We start from the raw sequence: 16,788 nt of genomic DNA, 5'->3' as shown, positions 1-16,788 counted from the left end.
ACGCGGTGTGTCGTCGCGTCACTTCCGGGCCCGCACCTTTGCTGGAACTTCGGCCGGTGTCTTCGGAGAGCGGGCCGCGGGCTTCCGCACCTTGGGCACAGCGGCAATTTCCGTATCGGGCGCAGCACTCTTGCGCCTGGGCGCAGAAGTGGTTTTGGCCTTTGCACCTCCCCTACCAAGACTGGCGCGCAACGCTTCCATCAGGTCGATGACCTCGCCACTCGAAACCGCCTCTTCCGGCTCCGTCGAGATGATTTCCTTGCCCTCGATCTTTCTGTCGATGGCCGCAAGAATGCGCTTCTTCTCTTCGTCCTCGTAGGCCGCCGGGTCGTAGTTGTCTTCCATACCCTGCTCGATGATTTGAAGCGCCAGCTTAAGTTCAGCAGCCGACACCGGAACGTGTTCGATGTTCAAATCCGTGAGCGATCGAACCTCATTCGCATAGAGCAACTGCTGGAAAACAAGCCCGTTATCGTTCGGCCGCACCTGGACGATCCGGGTCTTGCCCTTGAAAGACCATCTGGCAAGCGCGCAACGGCCGCTTTCAGCCAGCGCCTGTTGCAGCAGACTGTACGGCTTGCCGCCCCGTTTGTCGGGCGCGATGAAATACGCCTTGTCGTAATAGACCGGGTCGACCGCTTTCTCTGGTATGAAAGCCAGTATCTCGACGACATGACTGGCGCTTTCCTCCAGCGCCTTGAGCTCGTCACCGGTAAATACGACGAATTTGTCTTTCTCGAACTCGTAGCCTTTCTTCATCGAAGCGCGTTCGATGACAGCCCCTGTCGACTCGGAGACATACTGCTGTTTCACGCGGGAGCCGTCAGGCGCCAGCAGGTTAAACCGGACGTCGGAGGCGCTCTCGGTCGCGGAGTAGAGCCTGACGGGAATGGAGACAAGACCGAAGGACAGGGATAAGGAGGCAATTGAGCGCGCCGGCATGAGCTTCTCCTCTCGAGCCAGCGCGAGCGCCAGCTCGTAACGGCCGGCTCCCCGGAGCCCGCCAGGTGTCGATGCAACCCAGAATGGGCCGAACGATAGCGGAAGCTTATCATCCCGCTGCATCGAAGTCCCGGCTGTGCGGGAACACCGTAGCATTCAGTGCGCGGCGTCCTCGTTTCCCTGGACGCCGCCGGGGAACGGCTGACCGTCTGCGTCAACGATGGCAGCGAGCCTGGGAGGCAGCTTGTGACAGTGCCGGGCGTCTCAAGCGCCGTCCCATCCGTGGCAATATGCAACTGTCAGCACCTTGTTCGAGCGGCGCTTGTGCCTCTAACGCACCAGGAAGTCTGTTCATGGACAACGACGCACATGCCTTTAACGGGCTCCGCCCCCGATTGCAGAAGATTGCCTATCGAATGCTGGGGTCTGTTGCCGAAGCCGAAGATATCGTGCAGGACGTCTGGCTGCGTTGGCACGCGGCGGCCCGCGAAGGCATCGACAACGCGGAAGCGTGGCTCGTCGCGGTCACGACGCGGATGTCCATCGACCGTCTGCGCGCGGCGAAGATTCAACGCGAACACTACACGGGCATGTGGTTGCCCGAACCCCAGATAACCGACTCGCCGGCTACGCCCGAGGAATTCACGGAGCGCGCCGACGACGTCTCCGTGGCTTTTCTGTTGCTGCTCGAGCGGCTGACGCCGGAAGCACGGGCAGCGTTCCTGCTGCGCGAGGTCTTCGACGCGGACTATGGCGAAGTCGCTGAAGCGATCGGCAAGACAGAGGCGGCGTGCCGTCAACTGGTCAGCCGTGCAAAAGCGCAACTACGCGACGAACGCCCGCGTTACGAAGTGCCGCGCGAGACGCATCTTCGACTGCTGCAGACCTTCGCCCAGGCGCTGCAGCGCGGCGACTTCCATGCGATCAATGCATTGCTGGCCGAAGACGCGATGCTGATTGGCGACGGCGGCGGCAAAGTCCCGAGCTTCTCACAACCGATGGTGGGCGGCCAGCGCATCGCACAACTGTTCTACGCGTCGTCGCGACGTTACGGCAGCGAACTCGGCGTCAAGCTCGTGGTGCTGAACGGTCAGTGGGCGCTGCTGCGCTTTATCGAAGGCAAGCTCGAATCGGCGCAGTCGTTCGAAACGGACGGCGAGCGCATCGTCCGCATCCACGTGCAGCGCAACCCCGACAAGCTGGCGCGCATCGCAGCGGCATGCGCCAACGGTTGAACACTGATATCTCTCCGGCGCGCACGCGCGGCGCATGTCGTGGATTGGTGCCGCGCGGGCAACACCGTGAGCCCGTTCGTATGCCTACCGCGACACGCCCCGTCCGTCTACGATGACTTGTTGCGGCTCTTGCCGCTAACGGCACTCGATAAACACGGGTGTTCACTCATCGTCGCCAGGAGAAATCATGACGCAGCGTATCAACTATTTTCAGCAATCACCGGCACTGGTCAAGAAGTTCGTCGAGCTCAGCGAGCTGCTGAAGGACAGCGCAATCGAAGAATCGATCCGGGACCTCGTGTCGATCCGGGCGTCGCAGATCAATGGCTGTGGATTTTGCCTCGACATGCACGTGAAGGAAGCGCGCATCCACGGCGAGCGGGAACTGCGCATCCATCATCTCGCGACGTGGCGCGAGTCGACGCTCTTCGCACCGCGCGAACGCGCCGCGCTTGCCTGGGCGGAAGTGCTGACGAAGCTTCCCGAACACGGCGTACCCGACGATATCTACGAACGCGTACGTACCCAGTTCTCAGAAAAGGAACTGTCGGACCTGACGTTCGAAGTGATGGCCATCAACGGATGGAACCGTGCGAACGTCGCGTTCAAGACGGTGCCGGGCTCGTCCGACAAGGCATTCGGTCTGGACAAGGCGAACCTTTCCTGAGCGGACGGCTTCTGCTGTCCTTCTTTATCGTCGGCCCGCGCGTGCGGGCCGCGTCATTAGGGGTACACACCATGCTTCGCTTGAAAAACACTGCACTGGCCATGCTCGTCGTCGGAGGCGCGTTGACGGGCGAGGCTTACGCCGAGGCGCCCGCCGCAATCGTCACGCCGCTGATGACGAAACCGCTCGACGATTATCCGGGCAAGGAAGCCCTGATGATCACCGTGACCTATCCACCGGGTTCCGTCGATCCCGTCCATCGGCATCATGCACACGCCTTTGTCTACGTGCTGGAGGGATCGATCGTGATGCAGGTCAAGGGCGGCAAGGAAGTCACGCTGACGCCCGGACAGACCTTCTATGAAGGTCCGAACGATATTCACACGGTCGGACGCAACGCGAGCCAGACCCAGCCGGCAAAGTTCATCGTGCTGCTGCTGAAGGACAAGGGCGCGCCCGTTCTCGTGCCGGAGAAGTAAGGCCGTCAGCACGCCCACACATCCGCCGCAAAAAAATCGGTGGACGATGTCACAAATGGAAGCGCTCGTACGTCTAGTCGCGTATGGACTCCACGACTTGCACTTCCATGTCAGATTACACATCACGCCCATCCGTCTGCGGCGCCGACGATCCGTTCGCCAGCAGCTTTGCGACCAGTTACGCAGGCGTCGTTTCTTTTCTGGCCGTTGCCAACGAAGGCAGCTTTGCCCGCGCGGGCGATCGCCTCGGCATCGGCCGTTCCGCGGTTAGCCGCAACGTGCAGAAGCTCGAGGTTCAGCTCGACGCGCGCCTCTTTCTGCGCACGACACGCAGCACGTCGCTGACGCGCGAGGGCGAACTCTTCTACGAAAACTGCCAGCCGGGCGTGGAGCGAATCGTCCAGGCGCTGGAAGACATGCGCGAGCTGCGCAACGGGCCACCGCGCGGCCATCTGCGCATCGGCTCGACGCCCGGCTTCGGCCGCAAGATTGTCGCGCCGCTGCTGCGGGGCTTTCATACGCAATATCCCGAGATCGCACTGGAGTTGCTGCTGAGCGACCGTCCCGCCGACTTCACCGTCGATCGCATCGACGTATCGTTTCGCGATGGACGCATGGAAGGCAGCGGGATCGTCGCGCGGCAACTGATTCCGATGCAGATGATTGTCTGCGCATCGCCTGCCTATGCACGGGCTCATGGTTTGCCGCGCCATGTCGACGAACTGGGCGATCATCGCTGCATCAATTTCCAGACGCCGTCGGGCCGCGTCAGGGAGTGGGAGTTCAAGGTCCACGGTCTTGTACAGCGGCGCCAGCCCGTCGCGCTGCACACGTTCAACGACGCGGATCTGATCCTGCAGGCGGTACTTGACGGGCTGGGTATCGCGCAGTTGCCGGCCTATCAGGTTTGCGATCTGCTTGGCGGCGGGCAGTTGATCAGTAGTCTCGCGCAGCACGCGCCCGACGACGGCGGTCACTACCTCTGCTATCTCAGCCGCAAGCATCTTCCTGCCCGAATCCGTGTGTTCGTCGACTACATGACTGAACACACCAGAGCGCTCGACTTGCAGTGTCTGACGACCATGACGATGTTATCGACAGTCGATTGACGATACCCAGATCGACGATGCCTTGATTGATGCTCCCGATGCAACACGGTGGGTCCCTCGGCGACTCTACCGCGAGTCGAAGTGCATGCCTATGATGCTTCCTGTACGGACGCCGTGCGAATCGCGGCGAGTCCGGCAAAGCGCCGGCAGTCCCACACGTAGTGATGTGATGTAAGCCGGATGCGACAAACTGGCCGCGGTTTGACAGCCGCGCACAAGCTCTTGGAGAAAGATCATGAAGATCGTTGTGATCGGTGGCACGGGACTCATCGGCAGTAAAGTCGTCAAGGACCTGCGCGCACGCGGTCATGCCGTCGTTGCGGCCTCGCCCGCGTCGGGCGTCAACACGATGACGGGCGAAGGTCTGAACGAAGCGCTGGCGGGCGCAAACGTCGTGGTCGATCTGGCCAACTCACCCTCGTTCGAAGATGCCGCTGTGCTCGAGTTCTTCGAGACATCGGGCCGGAATCTGTTTGCTGCGGAGACTGCCGCGGGCATAGAGCATCACGTGGCGCTGTCCGTCGTCGGTACCGACCGCCTCGCACAAAGCGGCTATTTCCGCGGCAAGATCGCCCAGGAAAAGCTGATCCGCGAATCGGGTGTGCCGTACACGATCGTCCATTCGACCCAGTTCTTCGAGTTTCTCGGCGGCATTGTTCAATCGGGTAGCGACGGCCAGACCATACGGCTGTCACCTGCGCTTTTCCAGCCGATTGCATCGGACGATGTGGCGGCCGCCGTCGCGGACTTTGCAGTCGGCGAGCCGCGCAACGGCGTCGTGGAGATCGCGGGTCCGGAACGTGTGCGGCTTGCCGAAATGGTGCAGCGTTTCCTCTCGGCGAGTCACGATTCGCGCAGGGCCGTCGAAGATGCAACCGCACGTTACTTCGGTGCAGAGTTGCAGGACGACACGCTCGTCCCAGGCGCCAACCCACGTCTCGGTACCGTGAACTTCGACGCGTGGTTTGCCGAGGCACAGGCCGCGAAATAAGCGGCAGCCACAGACGACGCGCGCCATGACCACCTTGCGTCCACCGCCGCTGACGCTGCTCGACAGGTATCACGGGCAAGACACCCAGACGCTGTATTCGACTACTGTCACCGTGACGGGCGGCCACGCGGGTCACGGGCGCGCGTCGTGCATCGCGCGTTCCGACGACGGCCAGCTCGCAGTCGATCTGCGATTGCCGAAGGCGCTGGGCGGGCCTGGCGGCGGCACCAATCCGGAGCAACTGTTCGCCGCGGGTTACGCGGCCTGCTTCCACGGCGCGCTGAGTCTGCTTGCGGCACGTTCGGGCATTCCGGTTCCAGGCGCTTCGGTCGAAGTTACGGTCGATTTCGGCCGCGACCCGATCGATGGCCTGTTCATGCTGACGGCGTACACCCGCATCCGTCTGCCCGGTGTCGAGCGCGCCGTCGCCGAGGAACTGGTTCGCAACACCGAGCGCTTTTGCCCTTACACCAAGATGGCACGGCAGGGAATCGTGAACGTGGTTACGCTCGTGCCGCCGGACAACGCCGGCGAAGCGTAACGCCGTCTGTCTGCGTCCATAGAAGGAGCTTGAACATGAGCAGAACCGACCCCTGGTTTCAGATCGTCAACTGGTTGCGCGGATGTACTCCCGATACAACGCGCCTGACTCGCAGGCCAGCGCTTCATGCATCGCGAAACTTCCGCAATCCGAAGCCGTGCGCGATGGCCAATGCTTCGTCCATCAGCCACATCGAGTGGCAGACGGCACGCACGATCCTCATTTCGTGGAGCGATTCGACGCTCGGCCGGTATCAGGATCAGACGTGGCGGGCCGGCTTCGCGCGCACCTCGGGCGTTTGCGGGCTGACGGGTGTTCCGGTGCGTCGGGGCGACGCCGTTTTCCGGCCGCTCATACGTGCAGCCATCAAGCCGACGAACGCCTTCGACATGATTCTCGCGGAAACGTTGTTGCAGGAAGAGCAGAGCGTTGCGCGATAAAACCCTGGACGCCGCCAGCCTCGAGCGGTGGCCATCTGCGCCGATGGCCACCCGTCGGTCAACGCTCCCGGACCCCAGTCACCTGGCCGAAACACCCCTTCCAGTGATGCGTGAGGCCCTCTCCCAGAAAGTGTCCGGTTCTGTCGGGTGTCGTCATGCGCTCGCCGGCGACAGCTCGGGCGCGGCCCAGTTCTGCCTGCTGGGTTCCCCGGCGGACGGCTTGTCTGTTTCACGCAGCCTGAACACCGCCACCGCGTCGTCGAGCGCGCGCGCCTGATCTTCCAGCGACGCCGCCGCAGCTGCAGCTTGCTCGACCAGCGCAGCGTTCTGTTGCGTCGCGTTGTCCATCTGCGTCATCGCACGATTGATCTGATCAATGCTCAGCGACTGTCCTTCGGAGGCCACGCTAATTTCGCTGACGATACCGGTGACGTTGCGGGCCGCTGTGACGATTTCGGCCATTGTCTTGCCGGCGCGAGCCGCCAGTTCGGCACCGTTGCGCACCTTCGCAACCGAATCGCCGATCAGCTCCCTGATCTCTTTCGCCGCAGCGGCCGAACGTTGCGCGAGCGCGCGCACTTCGCCCGCGACCACCGCGAATCCGCGTCCCTCCTCGCCTGCACGTGCTGCTTCGACAGCCGCATTCAAAGCGAGTATGTTGGTCTGGAACGCGATGCCCTCGATCGCGCCGATGATATCGACGATCTGGTTTGAACTCGACGACATGTCCGCGATCACGTCGACAACCTCGCCGACGACGTCGCCGCCGCGTGCCGCGATCTCCGACGCGTTTTCCGCGAGCGCACTGGCCTGCCGCGCGTTATCGGCATTTTGCCGGACCGTCGCCGTCAACTCATCCATGCTCGATACGGTTTCCTCCAGCGTCGCCGCCTGGTGCTCGGTGCGCGTCGACAGGTCGGCATTGCCGCTCGCGATCTCGCGCACGCCGTGCGTAATTGCCGCCGTTCCCTGACGCACCTGACTCACGGCAGCAACGAGCCCCACCTGCATACGGGCGAGTGCCGCCATCAACCGTCCCATCTCGTTGACGCGCAGCGTTTTGATTTCACTTGCCAGATCACCCGCGGCAATGCGCTCGAAATGACGAATCGCGGCATCGATAGGCCGCACGATCGAATTCGTCAACGCGAATCGCGCGACGAGGCCGAGGACCATCGCGGCAGACCCGATCGCGCCGAAGAGCCAGAGCAGCATATAAAAATGCTGTTGCGCGGACGCAAAGCGTGCTTTTTGCTGCCCGGCCTGAAAATCCTCGAGCGCGAGCGCGGCGCTCCCGTAGTCACTGAACAATGTGTCGGGCGCCTGCCGCTGCGTTGTCCGGAACAACATGAAATCGTTCTGGTCGAGCGCCGTGATTTCAGGGGCTAGCGCCTGTTTCATCAATTGCTCGCGCTTCGTGCGCAGCGTGTCAGTCAGCTTCCGTTCAACCTCATTCGCCGGCGGCTGCGCGGCATAGGCAGCCAGCTCACGATCGCTGGCCGTCTGCTCGGCATGCACTCGCGCGAGTACCGCATCGGTTGGCTTTCCCTGCGTGACGAGCGTCTCGTACGCGCCGAGATCCACCCGCACCTGCAGAAGCGCTTCGCTGCTGGCGGTAAGGTGCCGCAGCGCGGCCGTCTCTTCGCTGTACATCTTGTCGAGCGCCGTGTTGGCCGTTTTCAGACCCGCGATCGATGTTGCGATCACGAGCATCAGCGCTGCCGTGTAGCCGGCGATCGTGATCGTCAGAGCTGCCCGGATAGTGGTATTTCTGAACATGGCTGTCTTCCTCGACCCGCTGAGCAGAAAAAAAGCGGCCGACGGACAGGTCCGCGGCCGCAAGCAGGAGAACATCGTTGGACGGAACCGCTGCGAGGCTCCGATTCCGGATCAGAAGCGCGTGCGCACGCCCGTCGTCAGTTCGAGCTGATTGTTCGAGCCGAACGTGCCTCCGACTGTATAGCCGCCATGCAGCTTCATGTAATCGCCGGCCAGATACAATTCAGTGCGCTTGGACACATGATAGAAGATCGAACCGTAAAGCGTTTCCTTGAAGCCATTGTGGAGTCCTGACGCCGGATCGAAAGCGCCGATGTTCGCGTTCGGGATATTGCCGTCGGCGTTGTATGCGGCGTTATGCACGCGCATCTGCTGATAGCCGAGTTCGTAGTCGAGCGGACCTTTCGGAGCCAGCTTGAACGACACCGTCCATGCGTTGTCCTGACGCTGGCCGAGCGAACCCTGATTGCCCAGGTAACGGAAATAACCCGCATTGACGCGCACAATATCGAAGTTATAGTTGCCACCCACCGACCACGTCTGGTTCGTAAAGCCAACGCGGTTGACGTGGTTGTAGAAACCCGACACGTCGAACGAGCCACCGTTGTACCCAAGCGCTGCCTGGTAGTTGGAGTTGGAGCTGAAAGTCGTTGTGTTGCCGAATGCGTAGCCTGCGCTGGCAAAGATGCCGTTGCTGAACAGCTTCTTCCATGCGAGGCCGTTGGTATAACGGGTGCCGGTGGCACTGGCCGCGTAGAAAATCATCTGCTTGAAGTTGTTGGAGTTCGTCCAGCCGCCCTCCTCCGTCGTCAGCCTGGCGCTGCCGTAGGCATCGCCGTAGATCGTCGATGCGTCGCGTGCAATGGTGTTCTGGAACCCTGCCGTGATCTTGCCGAATGTGCCATTTTCAATACCGACCCATGCGTCACGATCGAAGATCTGACCCGGATCTTCCATCTGGCCGTTGGCGACTACGAATTCACTCTCCAGCCGGAAAATGATCTTCGAGCCTCCGCCGATGTCTTCCGCGCCCTTCAAGCCCCAGCGGCTGCCGCTGAACCACGGTTCACCGTCGTTGCCCATGCCGATGACATGATTGCCGTTCGCGTCCGCGTGCGTCCGATAGGTGGGAACGCTCAGGTCCATCAGGCCATAAAGCTGGACGCTCGACTGTGCGTGCGCGCCGGTCGCCGCGAAAGCGCCTGCCGTGACGGCCAAAGCCAGATACTTTTTCTTCAAGATCGTCTCCTCAAATTACTACGTCAAAATTTTCGTTCTCGTCGTCTGCCGTGACTGCCGCCAGATTTCCAGACGACGCCCCCTCGGCCGATGAACGCAATCCTAGTTACCCCAATCCTTCAAGCACCTTTCCCGTATCTTTTGCACAACTACGTGTATTCACTGATGTACGTCACAAAATCGGCGTTCGCTATGGGGCATCGTTGCTGCGCAGGATGTAACCGGACCACGCGACGTCGTGATCTGCGCGCTCGAGATGCAAGGATGCTTGCGCAAACGGGGAAAAAATGGATGTCGATGGCGCCTGCGCCCGGTTCGTCGCCGACGAGCGCAAGGCCTCGGGTGGCGGTATCCTCCCCCGCCAGGTGAAGTTCAGAATGCCGCGGGTCTCCACTTCAGCAAGCGCTTTTCCAGCGCGGTGAGCAGATAGTCCGCGGTGAGCGCCACCACCGCCAGCACGATCATTGCTGCGAATACACCACTCGCATTAAATGCACCTTGCGCTGTCGAGATCAGCAGGCCGATGCCCTGCTTCGAACCGAGGAACTCGCCAACCACCGCACCGACAAGCGCAAATCCGAAGCTCACGTGCAAACTCGCGAGAATCCACGACAGCGCCGATGGAATCACCACCGAAGTAGTCAACTGACGCCTGGAGGCACCGAGGATCTGCGCATTCGCAATCATGTAGCGGTCGGCTTCACGCACGCCCTGGAAGGCATTGCCGAATACCACAAAGAACACCATCACGACCGCCAGCGCGACCTTCGAAGCCATGCCGAGGCCAAGCGCGATCACGAACACCGAGCCGAGCACGACGCGCGGGATGGAATTCGCGATCTGGATATAGAGACTGAACACATCGGACAACAGCTTGTTGCGGCCAAGCGCTACGCCGCACACGATGCCGCCGATCGACCCGATCAGGAAACCGAGGAAAGTTTCTTCGAGCGTGACCCAAACCTGCTGTAGCAGCGGGCCTTGAGAGGTACCGTTCACGAACCAGTCGACGATCTGCGCGAAGATCGCCGACGGCATCGAGAAGAAAAATGGATCGATCCATTTCAGCCGCCCGCCGGTTTCCCATCCACCCAGCACGACTACCAGCACCAGTACCCGCAGGCCGATGACCAGTGCATGTCGCTGGCGCAGCCGGCGCTGGGCGAGTTTTTCAACATTTGCCAGCGACGCGCGGTCGAAGCCCGCCTGCAGCGCGTATTCAGGGGTTGCCATCAGTGTTTTCCAGTGTCAGGTTGTGTCAGGCGATCTGCACTTCTTCGCGCAGGTCATGCCAGATATCGCGCGAGATTTCGATGAAGCGCGGCTCGTAGCGGATCTCCGATGTGATACGCGGACGTGGCAGATCGATCTCGTACACCTTCTTCAGCGTGGCGGGCCGTGCAGTCAACACGAACACTCGATCGGCCAGGGCGATCGCCTCCTCGAGATCGTGCGTGACGAACACCACCGATCCCGCATTGCCCGACCACAACTGCAGCAACTCGTCCTGCATCAGCGTGCGGGTCTGCATGTCGAGCGCGGAGAACGGCTCGTCCATCAGCAGGATTTCCGGCTTGTTGATGAAGGTCTGCGCGAGCGCGACGCGCTTTCGCATCCCGCCCGATAGCTGATGCGGATAGTGCCTGCCGAACTTCTCGAGGCCCACGCGACGCAGCCATTCGTTCGCTTCGTCGTGCGCGGCCGATTTCGAACGGCCGCGATACAGCGGCCCGGCTGCGACGTTATCGAGCACCGAACGCCACGGAAATACGGCATCGGCCTGGAACACAAAGCCGATGCGCGGATCGATGCCGTCCACCGGCGCGCCCATCACGCGCACCTCGCCGGTGGTCGGCTTCAGGAGCCCGGTAATCATGCTGAGCGTGGTGGATTTGCCGCAGCCGGTCGGCCCGACCACCGCCACGAACTCGCCTTTCGCGACCGACATGCTGAAATCGCGCAACGCAATCGTCGCCTTGCCGTCCGGAGAAATAAAGCGACATGAGACCGACTGGAACTCGATCACCGGGGCGTCGCTGGAAACAGCGTGGTTCATCGGGAACGTCCATGGTAGTGGCCGGTGCCGCGAAGGCGGCACCGGAGGCGCAACGAAATCAGGCTGCAACAGATAGACAACCGCAGCCGGCAGGCGCCGATTTATTTCGAACTGACGAACTCGTTGGTGTAGGTTTTTGCCAGTTCGATATGCTTGCCTTTGACCGACGGATTGAATGCCGACAGCACCTTCAGCACCATCTCCGGACCGTCCGCAGGCATCTTTCCGTCCGCCGTGAACATCGGCAGCGACGCTTTCAGCGCGCTCACATAAAGCGGCTTGTCTTTCTGATAGTCGTCAGGCATCTTCGCTGCAATTTCTTCCGCGCTATGCGTGTGGATAAATTGCATCGTGCGAACGAACGCGTGCGCAAGCTTTGCTGCTTCAGCCTTGTGAGAATCGGCCCATGCCGCCTGGACGTAGAGGCTCGAGGCCGGGTAGGTGCCGCCCAGTGCCGCCTTCGTGCCTTCAACCGAGCGCATGTCGACGAGCACCTTCGCGTCGCCGGACTTTTGCAGTGCCGAGACGGTCGGCTCGGTCGTCATGCCGGCGTCGATGCGACCTTGTTTAATCGCCGCGATAAAGCTGGCGTCAGCGCCCACCGGCAGCATCGTGTATTCCGTCGACTGGATGCCGTGCTGTCCGGCAAGGTATTGCGTAAGGAAGCTTGTCGAGGAACCGAGGCCAGTGACACCGAGCGTCTTGCCCTTGACGTCGGCCATCGATTTGACCGTTTCGGCCGCTTTGGTCGACACCATTTCGACCTCGCCCGGCACCTGGCCGAACACGACGATCGCCTTGACGTCCTTGCCTTTGGTTTGCAGATCGATCGTATGGTCGTAGAAACCGACGACAGCCTGAACGGCGCCGGCCAGCAGTTCGTTTTCAGCGTCGACGCCGGCCGGCTGCGACAGCAGTTCGACGTCGAGCCCTTCATCCTTGAAATAGCCGAGCTGTTCGGTCAGGCGCGCCGGCAAATAAATCAGCTTCGTGATGCCGCCGACCATGATCGTAATCTTCCCGCCATCGGCTGCCGTCGCGTTCTGCGACGCAAGGCCGAACAGCAAACTGGAAGCAATGGCGACATGGCGCAGCGTGCGAAAGCTAGGGGTCATCGATAGTCTCCGTTATTGTCTGGCGCGGCGGAATGCCGCCTGTCTGCATCGATGGGGCGATTCTAGGGGAGCGAATCCTTCTTTCGCCTTTCACGGCGATACAAGTTCCATGCGGGATTTCCATGAGAGACAAGCGCGCCGCCGGGCATGAGCCCGGCCCGTGCTGAACCAACGGTTCACCTCGCGTCCTTGACGCGATGTGCGAAGCCCGCGCCGAACCTGTCTACAACAACGGATGCATCAGGGCGTTTCTCCCTCCTGCGGCTTTTCGTCAAGATTGCTTTTGAACTCGGCCTTCCTGTGTGAACCGTCGCAGAATGGCTTGTTCTGCGAGTGGCCACATCGACATAGCCAGACCTCATCCTTATCCACCTCGATATTTTTTCCGCCCTGGGTGGTAATCTTGAAGTCACCCTTGATGTAGTACGGGCCGTCGTTCCGGGGGGTGATAATTGCAGTTGCCATTTGCGCCTCCGATGATTGTGAATCGCGCGGACCCGCCCATGTACGGGTCACTCGATGCCGCAACCCGGATACAGGTCCTGTTTCAGTCTATATCTGATACCGCGCCAGGGCGCGGCGCGCATCGCGGCATCGCACAAAAACCAGTCTGAAGTTCGCCGCGGATGGTGTGAGGACATCATGATCTGGCTCGCCGATGCGGTGCTCGTGATGCACGCGCTGCTCGCGCTTTTTATCGTGGGCGGACTCGCGGCGATCTGGGTTGGCTCGAGCCTCGATTGGGAATGGGTACGCCATCGGCTGTTCCGGCTCGCTCATCTGTTCGCGATCGGCCTGGTGTCGACCTTGTCGCTGCTGGGTGTAGCCTGCCCCCTGACCGTGCTGGAAGACTGGCTGCGCAACAGCTCGGTTGGGCCGCAAGGTTTCATCCAGCGCTGGGTGAGCCGCCTGCTCTATTACGATGTGCCGGTCTGGGTGTTTACGCTCTCTTATGTGATGTTCGCTCTGGTGGTGCTGCTGACCTGGCGCAGGGTGCCGCCCCGAAAACGCACGTAACCCAAAGGCGGTTTGCCGGGCGATCTACGGCGCTTCCGTTGTGTCGAGAAGACGGGCTGCTTCACGCCTCGCCTGCTCGGCCTCACGCGGTCGCTGGATCTGGCTGAGGAGCGAACTCAGATTGCCGAGTGTCCGCGCTTCATCCTGACGGTAGGCCCGAGGACTATCTCGCGACAGGGTACGGTAAAGGTCCAGTGCGTGCCGGTAGGCGTCTTCCGCCTCGTGTGGGTGCCCGCTGTGACTGAAAAGGACACCCAGATTGTTCAGCGTCCGTGCTTCGTCCGGCTGGTACGCAGTGACGTTTTCCCGCGCGAGCGCACGATAGATCTGCAACGCATCCTGATAAGCCTGCTGTGCCTCCTTAGGCCGTTGCGTGGCACGATAGAGCGCGCCAAGATTGGTGAGCGTGCGTGCCACGTCGGGCCGATAGAGTGCTGGACTCTCCCGGGCAAGCTGCTGCCGGATCGTTAGCGCTTCCTTATAGGCGTGCTCTGCTTCGTGGCGTTGCTGCGTCGCGCTATAGAGGTTCCCGAGGTTGTTGAGCGTACGCGCGAGCGCCGGGCGCCAGGCCGCGGGATTGCCTCGCACGAGAGCCCGCTGGATGTCCAGCGCCTCGCGATACGCCTGCTCCGCATCGCTCATGCGTTGTGTGGCGCCGTACAGGATGCCGAGATCGTTGAGCGTCGTCGCGATATCGGGCTTGTAGGTCGCGGGGGCACGCGAGGCCAATGCACGATCGATATCCAGCGCTTCGCGGTAGGCATCCGCCGCCTCCTTCAGGCGCTGTGTGTCGCGATACAGGGCGCCGAGGTTGTCGAAGGTTTCTGCCACAGCGGGCCCGTAGGCCACCGGGTTCTGTTGCGCCAGTAGCCAATAGATATCCAGCGCCCGCAGCCAGGCGACCTCCGCCTCTTTCGGCCTTTGCATCCCGACGTAGAGGTTGCCAAGCTTGTCGAGCGTGCTCGCAATCTGGGGTTGCCAGGCTGCGGGCTTCTCCTGCGCAAGCACCTGATAGCGCGACAGCAGCGCGCGGTAAACCGGTTCCGCACGTTCAAACTCGCGTTGCTCTTGCAAAGTGTCGGAAAATGCAGTCGCAGTGTCGGTGTCTTCCGGTTGCAACGCGTAGGCCTTTTCCAGATACGGCAGTGCATCCTGCGGCGTAAAGCGCAGCAACCCGATTTCGCCAGCCTCATAACAACGCGCCGCGAACACCTGCGCGGCCTCCTGTTTTTCGGCAAGCAGCCTCGTCAGTAGCTGCGATGCACCATCCAGATCGAAGCGCTCGAGCGCTTCGTATATCTGCAGTTCAAGAGGATCGGAACTCCGTGCGATCGAAGCTCTGCGCAGCAGATCCTCATAACGTGCGGCCCATTTCCGGGCTTCGGCTACCACGTCTGCGTCAGGCCGCGCCGTGATTTGCCCGGCAAGGCGCTCGATTAGCGGTTCGATGTTGGCGAACGCGGCATCGGTCCTGCGCCCGATGCGGCCCGATTGCGCCTGTACGGCACCCAGTATTACGTTGGCGGCTCTCGCGAGCGAGACCATCTGGGCACTGGAGAGTCTGGCGCCCTTCACCGCGCGGTTCAACCCAGTGGTCATGCGGTTGAGGGTTCGGACGGGGATCCCGCAATCGGCCTGTACCTTGAGGCCGTCTTTGACATCGACCTCGGACAACGCCGGAGAACACGAACTCGCCGCATCCGCAGCCAGGCATCCTCCGGACAACACGGCCATCACCACGCCAGACAGAATCTTGCGCGCACTCATTGCCCTGCGCGGGTCTGCAGCCAGATCAGGCCCGCACCTGGATGCGATTGACGACGCCCTCGATAGCATCCAGACACCAGGCGTCCTGTTCCGCCTGCCGTCTTTCGGCTTCGGTCGGCACCCAGCCTGCTAGCGTGATTCTGTGGTTTTCCACATTGATGGTGATCTGCTCGGCGCGCACACGCTGATCGGTTTCGAGCACCAGGTGTAAGGCCTCGGAAATTTCATCGTCGCCGTCCGCTTCGGCGGGCACCAGCTCCAGCAGGTTCACCACGTCGCGGCAGCCGCCGACCCACCAGGCCGTCACACTCGCGAGGCGCCTGTGAGACAGGCTGATCACCTGCCCCGTCAACGTCACCACACCGTCCTCGACCGTCACTTCGACGACGCCGCTGCCGTCGTTGCCCGCCTGGTCCATGGTGCCGCGCAGCACTTCGAGCTGGCCCTTGACGCGCGCACAGATCACGCAGTTGCGGAAATCCACCGCCTGCGCCAGCCGTTCACAGATACGTGTGCGCAGCTCGCCATCGGCGACCGGCGGGTTGACGGTGACACGCAACTGGTCAACCAGACGCTTTCCTTCGCTGTGTATCTGGGTCAACTGGAGAAGGCGTTTCTTGGAGGCGATATCCGGCACCTCGCCTGCCACGGTCAAGGCATCGCCGTCGAAACTCATATGAATGGGATGATTTGGGAGCTTCAGGTGTGATTCGTGTTCGAAGGCTGCCAGCACCTGCTTCAAGACCGTATCGCTGCGTTGCATGATCTGCCTCGCGCATAGGTTGGGTGACGCAGCGCCATTTATGCCGCACTGCGCAAGCCTTGCCGCATCAGGCGGGCGCCGGTCAAGCGGGTGAACCGTGCATGCGACGGGCGAAGTGTGCCCGCTCGGCCCGGTCCATCAGATCCAGGAATTGATCCGTACCCATGTGAATCAGCGCTTCATGATCGCCGGCCTCGAAATAGACGTCCGGCTGCCGGGCGAGGCTCTCATCAAGATAAGTTCGCATGCCATAGGCCGTGCATACCGGCGGAAGCGCTCCCGCGTCGCAATCCTTGAACAGTTCCCGCAGATCGACCTCTTTGGCCAGCAGGAGGCGGCGTCCGGTCTTTGCCCAAAGCTCGGACAGGCGCACGGCGTAGGTCGATGGCAGCACAGCCGCCACATAGCCGTACTCGTCTTCAAGAAGCACTGTCTTGGCGAGGCGGTCGCCGGGAATATGCGCTGCCGCCGCGGTCTCGATGCTTGAATGGCTGTGCGGATGATGCACGATTTCGTACTGGGAGCCCTTGCTGAGCAGGCAGTCCTGGAGAGTGGCAGACATTGACATGACGCACCTCCTCTGGAAGGAAGGAAACGGGAGATTATTGCGCAAGATTCCTTAAGGATAGTTCGCTTTCGCTCGCGTGT

Annotated in this window: 18 protein-coding genes; 8 read left to right on the top strand and 10 right to left on the bottom strand. The window is 61.5% G+C overall.

Translation table 11 applies throughout. From position 1 onward, the window contains the following. Positions 1-18: 18 nt before the first annotated feature. A complete protein-coding gene (locus P3T16_RS08890) occupies positions 19-942 on the bottom strand; it encodes a Ku protein (RefSeq protein ID WP_429341954.1) in 924 nt (307 codons plus the stop codon). A gap of 353 nt (positions 943-1,295) precedes the next feature. Here P3T16_RS08890 and P3T16_RS08885 point away from each other — a divergent pair, with 353 nt between their 5' ends. From P3T16_RS08885 to P3T16_RS08855, 7 genes are all read left to right on the top strand, one after another. Then, the gene (locus tag P3T16_RS08885; RefSeq protein WP_429341953.1) at positions 1,296-2,177 is read left to right on the top strand and encodes an RNA polymerase sigma-70 factor; all 882 of its coding nucleotides are present in this window, start codon (positions 1,296-1,298) and stop codon (positions 2,175-2,177) included. Between the two features lie 187 nt (positions 2,178-2,364). After that, positions 2,365-2,844, top strand: a complete 480-nt coding sequence (locus P3T16_RS08880) for a carboxymuconolactone decarboxylase family protein (RefSeq protein WP_429258537.1) — start codon at positions 2,365-2,367, stop codon at positions 2,842-2,844. Between the two features lie 71 nt (positions 2,845-2,915). Then, the gene (locus tag P3T16_RS08875) at positions 2,916-3,323 is read left to right on the top strand and encodes a cupin domain-containing protein (RefSeq protein ID WP_429341952.1); all 408 of its coding nucleotides are present in this window, start codon (positions 2,916-2,918) and stop codon (positions 3,321-3,323) included. 107 nt (positions 3,324-3,430) lie between these two features. After that, a complete protein-coding gene (locus P3T16_RS08870; RefSeq protein WP_429341951.1) occupies positions 3,431-4,432 on the top strand; it encodes a LysR substrate-binding domain-containing protein in 1,002 nt (333 codons plus the stop codon). A 235-nt stretch (positions 4,433-4,667) separates the two neighbouring features. Next, entirely contained in the window at positions 4,668-5,423 is a 756-nt protein-coding gene (locus P3T16_RS08865; protein WP_429341950.1) for an SDR family oxidoreductase, read from the top strand. Positions 5,424-5,448: 25 nt separating this feature from the next. Continuing rightward, a complete protein-coding gene (locus P3T16_RS08860; protein ID WP_429341949.1) occupies positions 5,449-5,964 on the top strand; it encodes an Ohr family peroxiredoxin in 516 nt (171 codons plus the stop codon). A gap of 35 nt (positions 5,965-5,999) precedes the next feature. Beyond that, positions 6,000-6,404, top strand: a complete 405-nt coding sequence (locus tag P3T16_RS08855; protein WP_429258533.1) for a DUF3331 domain-containing protein — start codon at positions 6,000-6,002, stop codon at positions 6,402-6,404. A 153-nt stretch (positions 6,405-6,557) separates the two neighbouring features. On the opposite strand, the gene P3T16_RS08850 is transcribed toward P3T16_RS08855, so the two are convergent. The 6 genes from P3T16_RS08850 to P3T16_RS08825 all read right to left on the bottom strand — a co-directional run bounded on the left by P3T16_RS08850 (position 6,558) and on the right by P3T16_RS08825 (position 13,058). Beyond that, entirely contained in the window at positions 6,558-8,183 is a 1,626-nt protein-coding gene (locus P3T16_RS08850) for a methyl-accepting chemotaxis protein (protein WP_429341948.1), read from the bottom strand. Positions 8,184-8,294: 111 nt separating this feature from the next. Further along, a complete protein-coding gene (locus P3T16_RS08845) occupies positions 8,295-9,422 on the bottom strand; it encodes a porin (protein WP_429341947.1) in 1,128 nt (375 codons plus the stop codon). 372 nt (positions 9,423-9,794) lie between these two features. Continuing rightward, on the bottom strand, positions 9,795-10,655 hold the full coding sequence (locus P3T16_RS08840; protein WP_429341946.1) for an ABC transporter permease: 861 nt from the start codon (positions 10,653-10,655) through the stop codon (positions 9,795-9,797). A gap of 25 nt (positions 10,656-10,680) precedes the next feature. After that, positions 10,681-11,478 carry an ABC transporter ATP-binding protein gene (locus tag P3T16_RS08835; RefSeq protein ID WP_429341945.1) on the bottom strand — a complete coding sequence of 266 codons (798 nt, stop codon included), beginning with the start codon at positions 11,476-11,478 and terminating at the stop codon, positions 10,681-10,683. Positions 11,479-11,579: 101 nt separating this feature from the next. Continuing rightward, complete coding sequence (locus P3T16_RS08830; protein WP_429258528.1) at positions 11,580-12,593, bottom strand: ABC transporter substrate-binding protein; 1,014 nt, start codon at positions 12,591-12,593, stop codon at positions 11,580-11,582. 240 nt (positions 12,594-12,833) lie between these two features. Then, on the bottom strand, positions 12,834-13,058 hold the full coding sequence (locus tag P3T16_RS08825; RefSeq protein ID WP_429258527.1) for a CDGSH iron-sulfur domain-containing protein: 225 nt from the start codon (positions 13,056-13,058) through the stop codon (positions 12,834-12,836). Positions 13,059-13,235: 177 nt separating this feature from the next. On the opposite strand from P3T16_RS08825, the gene P3T16_RS08820 reads away from it, so the two are divergent. Then, positions 13,236-13,610 carry a DUF2784 domain-containing protein gene (locus P3T16_RS08820; protein ID WP_429258526.1) on the top strand — a complete coding sequence of 125 codons (375 nt, stop codon included), beginning with the start codon at positions 13,236-13,238 and terminating at the stop codon, positions 13,608-13,610. A 24-nt stretch (positions 13,611-13,634) separates the two neighbouring features. On the opposite strand, the gene P3T16_RS08815 is transcribed toward P3T16_RS08820, so the two are convergent. The 3 genes from P3T16_RS08815 to P3T16_RS08805 all read right to left on the bottom strand — a co-directional run bounded on the left by P3T16_RS08815 (position 13,635) and on the right by P3T16_RS08805 (position 16,708). Then, positions 13,635-15,377: a tetratricopeptide repeat protein gene (locus tag P3T16_RS08815; protein WP_429341944.1), complete on the bottom strand. Its 1,743-nt coding sequence runs from the start codon at positions 15,375-15,377 to the stop codon at positions 13,635-13,637. Between the two features lie 25 nt (positions 15,378-15,402). Continuing rightward, entirely contained in the window at positions 15,403-16,140 is a 738-nt protein-coding gene (locus P3T16_RS08810) for a BON domain-containing protein (protein ID WP_429258524.1), read from the bottom strand. A gap of 82 nt (positions 16,141-16,222) precedes the next feature. Next, positions 16,223-16,708 carry an aminoacyl-tRNA deacylase gene (locus tag P3T16_RS08805; RefSeq protein WP_429258523.1) on the bottom strand — a complete coding sequence of 162 codons (486 nt, stop codon included), beginning with the start codon at positions 16,706-16,708 and terminating at the stop codon, positions 16,223-16,225. Between the last annotated feature and the right edge of the window lie 80 nt (positions 16,709-16,788).

Source organism: Paraburkholderia sp. GAS42 (genome assembly GCF_050436565.1).
Taxonomy (GTDB): Bacteria; Pseudomonadota; Gammaproteobacteria; order Burkholderiales; family Burkholderiaceae; genus Paraburkholderia.
Note: the sequence above shows the minus strand (reverse complement) of the source record. Positions and strands in the feature narration are given on the sequence as shown.

What these genes read in the sequence shown, in the direction of transcription:
- P3T16_RS08855 (WP_429258533.1), top strand. Translation starts at nt 6,000, where the DNA reads ATGAGCAGAACCGACCCCTGGTTTCAGATCGTCAACTGGTTGCGCGGA.
- P3T16_RS08820 (WP_429258526.1), top strand. Translation starts at nt 13,236, where the DNA reads ATGATCTGGCTCGCCGATGCGGTGCTCGTGATGCACGCGCTGCTCGCG.
- P3T16_RS08850 (WP_429341948.1), bottom strand. Translation starts at nt 8,183, where the DNA reads ATGTTCAGAAATACCACTATCCGGGCAGCTCTGACGATCACGATCGCC.
- P3T16_RS08810 (WP_429258524.1), bottom strand. Translation starts at nt 16,140, where the DNA reads ATGCAACGCAGCGATACGGTCTTGAAGCAGGTGCTGGCAGCCTTCGAA.
- P3T16_RS08875 (WP_429341952.1), top strand. Translation starts at nt 2,916, where the DNA reads ATGCTTCGCTTGAAAAACACTGCACTGGCCATGCTCGTCGTCGGAGGC.
- P3T16_RS08880 (WP_429258537.1), top strand. Translation starts at nt 2,365, where the DNA reads ATGACGCAGCGTATCAACTATTTTCAGCAATCACCGGCACTGGTCAAG.
- P3T16_RS08865 (WP_429341950.1), top strand. Translation starts at nt 4,668, where the DNA reads ATGAAGATCGTTGTGATCGGTGGCACGGGACTCATCGGCAGTAAAGTC.
- P3T16_RS08840 (WP_429341946.1), bottom strand. Translation starts at nt 10,655, where the DNA reads ATGGCAACCCCTGAATACGCGCTGCAGGCGGGCTTCGACCGCGCGTCG.
- P3T16_RS08890 (WP_429341954.1), bottom strand. Translation starts at nt 942, where the DNA reads ATGCCGGCGCGCTCAATTGCCTCCTTATCCCTGTCCTTCGGTCTTGTC.
- P3T16_RS08825 (WP_429258527.1), bottom strand. Translation starts at nt 13,058, where the DNA reads ATGGCAACTGCAATTATCACCCCCCGGAACGACGGCCCGTACTACATC.
- P3T16_RS08830 (WP_429258528.1), bottom strand. Translation starts at nt 12,593, where the DNA reads ATGACCCCTAGCTTTCGCACGCTGCGCCATGTCGCCATTGCTTCCAGT.
- P3T16_RS08885 (WP_429341953.1), top strand. Translation starts at nt 1,296, where the DNA reads ATGGACAACGACGCACATGCCTTTAACGGGCTCCGCCCCCGATTGCAG.
- P3T16_RS08815 (WP_429341944.1), bottom strand. Translation starts at nt 15,377, where the DNA reads ATGAGTGCGCGCAAGATTCTGTCTGGCGTGGTGATGGCCGTGTTGTCC.
- P3T16_RS08835 (WP_429341945.1), bottom strand. Translation starts at nt 11,478, where the DNA reads ATGAACCACGCTGTTTCCAGCGACGCCCCGGTGATCGAGTTCCAGTCG.
- P3T16_RS08805 (WP_429258523.1), bottom strand. Translation starts at nt 16,708, where the DNA reads ATGTCAATGTCTGCCACTCTCCAGGACTGCCTGCTCAGCAAGGGCTCC.
- P3T16_RS08860 (WP_429341949.1), top strand. Translation starts at nt 5,449, where the DNA reads ATGACCACCTTGCGTCCACCGCCGCTGACGCTGCTCGACAGGTATCAC.
- P3T16_RS08870 (WP_429341951.1), top strand. Translation starts at nt 3,431, where the DNA reads ATGTCAGATTACACATCACGCCCATCCGTCTGCGGCGCCGACGATCCG.